This is a genomic window from uncultured Roseovarius sp., from assembly GCF_913054395.1.
GTDB lineage: Bacteria > Pseudomonadota > Alphaproteobacteria > Rhodobacterales > Rhodobacteraceae > Roseovarius.
The window spans coordinates 1-6,687 of the sequence record NZ_CAJXIP010000161.1; the positions used below are offsets into that span (position 1 = coordinate 1).

The following is a 6,687-nucleotide window of genomic DNA, read 5'->3' on the forward strand; positions in this document are numbered from 1 at the left end:
AAAGTAAAACTAAAAGCTAAATTAGATGGCTTAGACCTGAGGATAACTTGGATTTCATAGTCATCATACACATCCACCACTTATTCTTTCCCACATAGGTAAGAAAATTTCGTAAGGCCGTGAAATCGGATCAGTTCAGTGGAAAAACCCGTTGGGATGGATTCACGGGTTAATTGTTCTTAAGAACCAGGTAATGTTTTACATGGGTTATCCACATGCCACAGCCTTTGATCCTCGCCTCGGCCTCTGACATCCGGCAAACGCTTTTGAAAAATGCAGGGCTGAACTTCGATGTTGTGCCTGCGCGTGTCGACGAAGATATGGTCCGTGATGCGATGATTGCAGAAGGGGCGCCGCCCCGTGACATTGCCGATGCGCTGGCCGAGCTGAAGGCGCTGAAAGTCAGCCAGAAGAACCCGCAAGCCTTGGTTATTGGTTGTGATCAGGTGCTCGACCTGCAAGGGCGTCTGTTGTCAAAACCGCAATCACCGGAAGAGGCCCGTGCACAGCTTTGTGATATGCGCGGCAAACGGCACGACCTGTTGTCGGCGGCGGTGATCTGTGAGGGCGGTAAGCCGATCTGGCGCCATGTCGGGATCACCCGCATGACGATGCGGATGGTTACAGACGCATATCTTGATGGATATATTGCCCGGAATTGGGAAAGCATTCGCCATTGCGTGGGGGCCTATAAGCTTGAAGAAGAAGGTGTACGCTTGTTTTCCCGTATTGAAGGCGATTATTTCACGGTGTTGGGCCTGCCGTTGCTCGACCTTTTATCCTACCTGACGTTACGCGGAGATCTTGAACAATGAGCCAAACGAAAATCCCATTGGCTGGTGTCATCGGTTCACCCATCGCACATTCCAAATCGCCACAATTACATGGGCATTGGCTCAAGACCCTTGGCATCGCCGGATATTACATTCCGATGGATGTAACTTCTGAGAACCTTGAAAAAGTTCTGAAGACACTGCCGGACATGGGATTTGTTGGCGTTAATATTACCGTGCCCCACAAAGAGCTAGCGTTGAAAATCGCAGATCATGTGACCGATCGCGCAACACTGATCGGTGCCGCGAATACCTTGATTTTCCGCAAAGACGGCAAGATTCATGCCGATAATACGGACGGTTACGGATTTATCCAAAACCTGCGCCAAAATGCCCCTGACTGGAATCCCAAGACTGGACCGGCGGCAGTTCTGGGCGCTGGTGGTGCGGCGCGGGCCGTGGTTGCCTCGCTTCTTGATGTGGGTGTCCCCGAGATCCTGATGTCAAACCGCACCCGTGCGCGCGCCGAGGCCTTGCAGGCCGACTTTGGCAAGCGCATCCGCGTCGTCGATTGGGTGCAGGCGGGTAACATGCTTGAAGAGGCGGTGACCGTGGTGAACACCACATCCCTGGGTATGATTGGCAAGCCACAGCTGCGTGTCCCGCTCGACGGATTACGCAAGGGCGCGCTTGTGACCGATCTGGTTTATGCGCCCTTGAAAACAAGACTCTTGATCGAGGCGGAAAAGGCGGGTTGCACTGTTGTCGATGGCCTTGGGATGTTGTTGCATCAGGCCGTTCCGGCATTTGAACGCTGGTTTGGCGTGCGCCCGACCGTGGATAGTGCCACGCGGGCCGCGGCATTGCGATGACCTTCAAGCTTGGCCTGACCGGTTCAATCGGCATGGGAAAATCCACCACGGCCCAGATGTTTGTCGAAGAGGGCTGTGCGCTTTGGGATGCGGATGCGGCTGTGCACCGGCTATATGCGGCGGGTGGTGCGGCGGTGGGCCCGATAGCGGCGGTTTTTCCCGATGCCATAGAAGAGGGCGCCGTGTCGCGCAGGCGCTTGAAAGAGATCATTTCAAACGATCAGGGCGCTTTACAGGTACTTGAAATGATCGTGCATCCGCTTGTCGCCAGGGACCGACAGGAGTTCATTGACAACTGTACCGCCGAGATCTGCGTTTTCGATATCCCATTGTTGTATGAAACGGGCAACGATCAGATGATGGACGCCGTTGCATGTGTCACTATTTCGCCAGAACTTCAACGAGAACGGGTTTTAAGTCGCGGCACGATGACCCTGGCGCAATTCGAAGCAATCCGCGACAAACAGCTTCCGGATGCCATCAAGCGCGAGCGCGCGAATTACGTGATCGAAACCGATACGCTTGAGCATGCGCGCGAACAGGTGCAGTCTGTGCTGGCCGACATCAGAAAGAAGATCAGCCATGCGTGAAATCGTGCTTGATACCGAAACCACCGGTTTTGAACCCGACCAGGGTGATCGCATCGTAGAAATCGGTGCCGTCGAGCTTTACAACCACATGCCGACGGGCCGGACCTTTCATCAATACATCAATCCCGAACGCCCCATGCCGCAAAGCGCATTCGAAGTGCACGGCCTTGGCGACGACTTTTTGCGCGACAAACCGGTTTTTGCGCTTATCGCGCAGGAGTTTCTGGATTTCGTGCAGGATGCCAAACTTGTGATTCACAATGCGGCCTTCGACATGAAGTTTCTCAATGCCGAACTCGGTTGGCTCAAGATGCCGCAACTGCCCTGGGAACAGGCAATTGATACGCTGGCCATTGCGCGCAAGAAATTCCCCGGCTCTCCGGCGTCGCTTGATGCGCTGTGCCGCCGGTTTGCGATTGATAACGGCGCGCGCACATTGCACGGAGCCTTGCTCGATTCTGAGATTTTGGCAGAGGTCTATCTTGAACTCATCGGTGGGCGACAGCCCGACCTTGTGCTTGCAGGGAGCCAGGATACAAGCCGGGACCAAAAACAGGGCGGCTCTGAAAATTGGCGACCAGGGCCTCGTCCCACCGCTTTGCCGCCACGCTTGTCACAACAAGAGGCCGCCGCCCATCAGGCCTTTGTCGACAAGATGGGCGAGGGCGCACTTTGGAAGAAACTTGGTTAGGCGTCGGCTTTCTGGCCTTCGCCTTCGGCCTGGCGGCGGGCGATTTCATTGCGATAAAGTTGCATGAAATCAATGTTTTCAAGGTTAAGTGCCGGAAATCCACCATCGCGGGTGACATCACTGACGATGCGACGAATGAACGGAAAGATCATCCGCGGGCATTCGATAAGAAGGAAGGGATGAAGCTGATCCTCGGGGACGCCTTCGATGTGGAAAACACCGACATAATCCATTTCCAAAACAAAAAGCGGCTGGTCTGCGCCTTTGTCCTTTGAGGTGATGTTAAGCTTGACCGACACTTCATACTGATGTTCGACGCTTCGCTTTTTTGCGTCGAGATTGACCGCGACGCTGACATCGGGTTGTACCTCGCCGCCGGTACCGCGCTGGGCAAGGACATTTTCAAACGACAGGTCGCGAATGAACTGTGACAAGGTGTTCATCTTGACTTGCGGTGCGGGTTGGGCGGCGCCGTTTTGTTGTTCGGCCATGGCTGGTCTCTCCTGAAGGCCACACAAAGTTTGGCCATGACTTAGCAGGATGAATTGCCCGCCTCAATGCTTTGTCCAGCCCGACGGCCCATGGGTCGGGCGTTTGGGCGGCTCGACTTCCTGATATTCGCCCTCGATGATATCCGGATGCGGGGGGCGGCGGGGATCGCGGGGGCCTTGTCCGCCCATTTCAAAACGCTCGACCGTAATGCGGGCGCGGATGAAATTGAAAACCGCGCTCCGCACGCCGGGTACCAGCAACGAAAACCCGATGGCATCTGTGAAAAACCCCGGCGTCAGCAAAAGCGCGCCGGCAAACAGGATCATCGCCCCATGGACCAGCGGTTCGGAGGGATCATCGAGATCGGAAAACGACTTGCGGAGGTTTGACATCGCTATCGCGCCCTGCCGACGAATAAGCCAACTGCCAAGCATTGCGGTGCCCACGACAACGGCAAGCGTCGGCCAAAGACCGATCGCACCGCCCAACTGGATGAAAAGGGCGATCTCGATAAGCGGAACCGCTATAAAAGCGATAAATAACCACATGCTATGCCACTCCTTTGTTTTACTGCCCATAAGGTGGACTTGGCTCTGCACCTCACCTACATAAGGACGAGCGACGAACCTTACCATGCCCCGCACAACATGAGGTGCCCATGAATTCGCCCGTTTTACAGTTACTGGTGCTTGTCGGCATCGCCATTTTTCTCATTCTGAGACTCAAAAGCGTTCTGGGCACCCGTGACGGGTTCGAAGATCCGACGCGCGCTCAGCCCGTGGCCGACAAATCGCGCCGCCGCGATTTTGAGGTCATCGAAGGTGGGCCGGATCACGATATCATTGATCATGTCCCTGAAGATTCCGATGCCGCCGGCGCGTTGGCCGATATGAAGCGTATCGAGCCGGACTTTAGCGTGACCAACTTTTTGCAGGGCGCGCGCGGCGCCTATGAAATGATCCTGATGGCCTTCGAGAAAGGCAAGCTTGATGAGGTCACGCCGTTTCTCAACAAGGATGTTTATGAAGCATTCGCACAGGTGGTTGATGCCCGTGAAGAACAGGGGCTGGCCATCGAGGCGGAATTCGTTGGCGTGCGCGAACTTGCGCTGACCGACGCCACGTTTGATCAATCGACCCGCCGTGCCGCGATCACCGTCAAATGCGTGGGCGAGCTGATCTCGGTCGTGCGCGATAAGGATGGCGAAATTGTCGAGGGTGAGCCCGGTCAGTCCAAGCGTCAGAAAGACGTATGGACATACGAGCGGGTGATGGGGTCGGACGATCCCAACTGGCGGCTTGTCGCAACGGGCGAATGACGCGCGCGCTTCGGGTTTTTATTCTTGGGCTTGGGCTATTGCTGGGATCGCCGGTCATGGCCCAGGATCTGAGCCACGATATAATTGACTTCAAAGACCTGAACGGCTGGGCCGAGGATGATCATGCCTCGGCCCTCAGGGTTTTTCTGAATACCTGCCCGGATATGACAGACCCAGATTGGCGCGCGCTTTGTGCGCTGGCACAGCAAGGCCCGGATGCGCAGGCCTTTTTCGAGCTTTTCTTTCGCCCAGTCATGATCAGCGATGGCAAACCCGCGCTTTTCACCGGGTACTTTGAGCCGGAACTTCACGGCGCGCTGCGCCCGACCGCGCGCTATCGCTATCCGATCTACCGCGAGCCGCGCGCCGCCAAGGCCGCCAATCCCTGGTTGACCCGTCGCGAGATCGAAACCACCGACGTGATGCAGGGGCAGGGCCTTGAAATTGCCTGGGTCGATGACCCGGTTGAGCTCTTTTTTTTGCAGATCCAGGGATCGGGCCGCATTCGTCTGGAGAATGGTCGCGTGATCCGTGTCGGCTATGGCGGGGCCAACGGGCATCCTTACCGTTCGATAGGCGTCGAGTTGGTGCGGCGTGGCGTTTACAACGTGCATCAGGTGTCCGCCGAGGTGATCAAGAACTGGGTCCGCAGTAACCCCGACAAGGGGCAAGAGCTTTTGTTTCACAATCCGTCCTATGTGTTTTTCCGCCGCATTGGTGATGTCGCGGCCGATCTTGGACCGCTTGGTGCGATGAACCGTTCCGTGACAACCGGGCGCACTATTGCGGTTGATCCGTCCTATGTACCGCTTGGCGCCCCTGTCTGGATTGAAAAGGGCGGCAAGGATCCGATCCGCCGCCTGATGGTTGCGCAGGATACCGGCTCTGCCATCAAGGGACCGCAACGCGCGGATATTTTCTTTGGCACTGGCGATGCGGCGGGGCGCGCCGCGGGGCGTCTGCGCGATCCGGGGCGATTGGTGATCTTGATGCCGATTCAACGCGCCTACGCCATGCTGCCGGAGCAAAACCCGTGACCCGCCGCCGCGTGAAACCCGAGGAGCTGGAGCTTTGGCAACAGGTGGCCCGAACCGCACGGCGGCTAAACCCCAAGCAGCCCTTAAAACAACAGCCCCTGGCCGACAGCCTTGCCAAAAAGCCGCCAAAAGTGCCCGAACCGGCCCGCATCGAAGAGTTCAGCCTTGGCGAAAAGACCAAGACCAGCGGCCCGATGTTCGATGTTCTGCCCGGCATTTCCGAACGCATCGCCGCCGCGCCGGTCGCTATGGATAAAAAGGCCTTTACCCGCCTCAAGCGTGGCAAGCTGATGCCCGAGGGCAAGATCGACCTTCATGGGATGACAATGGCACAGGCGCATCCGGCGCTGACCGGGTTTATCCTGCGGTCGCATGCTGCGGGCAAGCGGCTTGTTCTGGTGGTAACCGGCAAGGGCAAGGATCGTGATACAGGCGGTCCGATCCCGGTGCGTCAGGGTGTCTTGCGCCATAATGTTCCGCAATGGCTTCGGGTGCCGCCGCTTGGTCCGCTGGTGTTGCAGATCACCGAGGCGCACCTTAGGCACGGCGGCGGCGGGGCCTATTACGTCTATCTACGACGCCAGCGATAAGAGCGGCCGTGCGCGGGCCACGCCGATGGCCATCATCACGGTGGTAAAGACGAAATAACCGGCCACAAAGATATATTGCGTCTCGATCCCGATCCCAAGATCAATCCCCCACCCCGTAATACCCGGCCCAATGGCCGAACCCAGAACCATTACAGCCGCCGCCATCGCCTTGATCGATCCCAAATGACGCGTACCAAAAAACTCGGCCCAAAAGGCATTTGGCAAAACAGAGTTAGCCCCAGTGGTCACCGCCAGAAAAAAGAAACCCAGCAACATCGTTGCAGAGCTGCCAGTGTAGGCAAACATAACAAAAGCCACGACCAT

9 protein-coding genes and 1 pseudogene are annotated in these 6,687 nt (G+C 56.8%); 7 read left to right on the top strand and 3 right to left on the bottom strand.

Features of this window, described 5'->3' with window-relative positions:
- Positions 1–215: 215 nt before the first annotated feature.
- From QZ522_RS16460 to dnaQ, 4 genes are read left to right on the top strand one after another with little or no spacing between them, the layout of a single operon-like run.
- Positions 216–815: a Maf family nucleotide pyrophosphatase gene (locus tag QZ522_RS16460; protein ID WP_294614073.1), complete on the top strand. Its 600-nt coding sequence runs from the start codon at positions 216–218 to the stop codon at positions 813–815.
- Positions 812–1,645: a shikimate dehydrogenase gene (locus tag QZ522_RS16465; protein WP_294614076.1), complete on the top strand. Its 834-nt coding sequence runs from the start codon at positions 812–814 to the stop codon at positions 1,643–1,645. The genes QZ522_RS16460 and QZ522_RS16465 overlap by 4 nt, the downstream gene beginning before the upstream one ends.
- Positions 1,642–2,235: a dephospho-CoA kinase gene (gene coaE / locus QZ522_RS16470; RefSeq protein WP_294614079.1), complete on the top strand. Its 594-nt coding sequence runs from the start codon at positions 1,642–1,644 to the stop codon at positions 2,233–2,235. The genes QZ522_RS16465 and coaE overlap by 4 nt, the downstream gene beginning before the upstream one ends.
- Entirely contained in the window at positions 2,228–2,926 is a 699-nt protein-coding gene (dnaQ, locus tag QZ522_RS16475) for a DNA polymerase III subunit epsilon (RefSeq protein WP_294614081.1), read from the top strand. Before coaE ends, dnaQ begins: the two co-directional genes overlap by 8 nt.
- Here dnaQ and secB read toward each other — a convergent pair.
- Both secB and QZ522_RS16485 read right to left on the bottom strand, forming a co-directional pair.
- Positions 2,923–3,417 (bottom strand): protein-export chaperone SecB, encoded by a 495-nt coding sequence (secB, locus tag QZ522_RS16480; protein ID WP_294614084.1) that lies wholly within the window; start codon positions 3,415–3,417, stop codon positions 2,923–2,925. The two genes, dnaQ and secB, sit on opposite strands and share 4 nt — an antisense overlap.
- A 63-nt stretch (positions 3,418–3,480) precedes the next feature.
- Positions 3,481–3,966: an FxsA family protein gene (locus QZ522_RS16485; protein ID WP_294614087.1), complete on the bottom strand. Its 486-nt coding sequence runs from the start codon at positions 3,964–3,966 to the stop codon at positions 3,481–3,483.
- 110 nt (positions 3,967–4,076) lie between these two features.
- On the opposite strand from QZ522_RS16485, the gene QZ522_RS16490 reads away from it, so the two are divergent.
- Genes QZ522_RS16490 through QZ522_RS16500 form a run of 3 tightly spaced genes read left to right on the top strand, consistent with a single transcriptional unit; the run spans position 4,077 to position 6,363 of the window.
- Positions 4,077–4,736: a Tim44/TimA family putative adaptor protein gene (locus QZ522_RS16490; RefSeq protein ID WP_294614089.1), complete on the top strand. Its 660-nt coding sequence runs from the start codon at positions 4,077–4,079 to the stop codon at positions 4,734–4,736.
- A gap of 56 nt (positions 4,737–4,792) precedes the next feature.
- Positions 4,793–5,773 carry a murein transglycosylase A gene (locus QZ522_RS16495; protein ID WP_294614095.1) on the top strand — a complete coding sequence of 327 codons (981 nt, stop codon included), beginning with the start codon at positions 4,793–4,795 and terminating at the stop codon, positions 5,771–5,773.
- On the top strand, positions 5,770–6,363 hold the full coding sequence (locus tag QZ522_RS16500; protein ID WP_294614092.1) for a Smr/MutS family protein: 594 nt from the start codon (positions 5,770–5,772) through the stop codon (positions 6,361–6,363). The genes QZ522_RS16495 and QZ522_RS16500 overlap by 4 nt, the downstream gene beginning before the upstream one ends.
- Here QZ522_RS16500 and QZ522_RS16505 read toward each other — a convergent pair.
- Positions 6,346–6,687: pseudogene (locus QZ522_RS16505) on the bottom strand (MFS transporter); the annotation flags it as partial. The gene QZ522_RS16500 and the pseudogene QZ522_RS16505 sit on opposite strands and share 18 nt — an antisense overlap.

Excerpts from the sequence above, each read along its gene's own strand:
- coaE (WP_294614079.1), top strand. The coding sequence starts at position 1,642 with ATGACCTTCAAGCTTGGCCTGACCGGTTCAATCGGCATGGGAAAATCC.
- QZ522_RS16490 (WP_294614089.1), top strand. The coding sequence starts at position 4,077 with ATGAATTCGCCCGTTTTACAGTTACTGGTGCTTGTCGGCATCGCCATT.
- dnaQ (WP_294614081.1), top strand. The coding sequence starts at position 2,228 with ATGCGTGAAATCGTGCTTGATACCGAAACCACCGGTTTTGAACCCGAC.
- QZ522_RS16495 (WP_294614095.1), top strand. The coding sequence starts at position 4,793 with ATGGCCCAGGATCTGAGCCACGATATAATTGACTTCAAAGACCTGAAC.
- QZ522_RS16465 (WP_294614076.1), top strand. The coding sequence starts at position 812 with ATGAGCCAAACGAAAATCCCATTGGCTGGTGTCATCGGTTCACCCATC.
- secB (WP_294614084.1), bottom strand. The coding sequence starts at position 3,417 with ATGGCCGAACAACAAAACGGCGCCGCCCAACCCGCACCGCAAGTCAAG.
- QZ522_RS16460 (WP_294614073.1), top strand. The coding sequence starts at position 216 with ATGCCACAGCCTTTGATCCTCGCCTCGGCCTCTGACATCCGGCAAACG.
- QZ522_RS16485 (WP_294614087.1), bottom strand. The coding sequence starts at position 3,966 with ATGTGGTTATTTATCGCTTTTATAGCGGTTCCGCTTATCGAGATCGCC.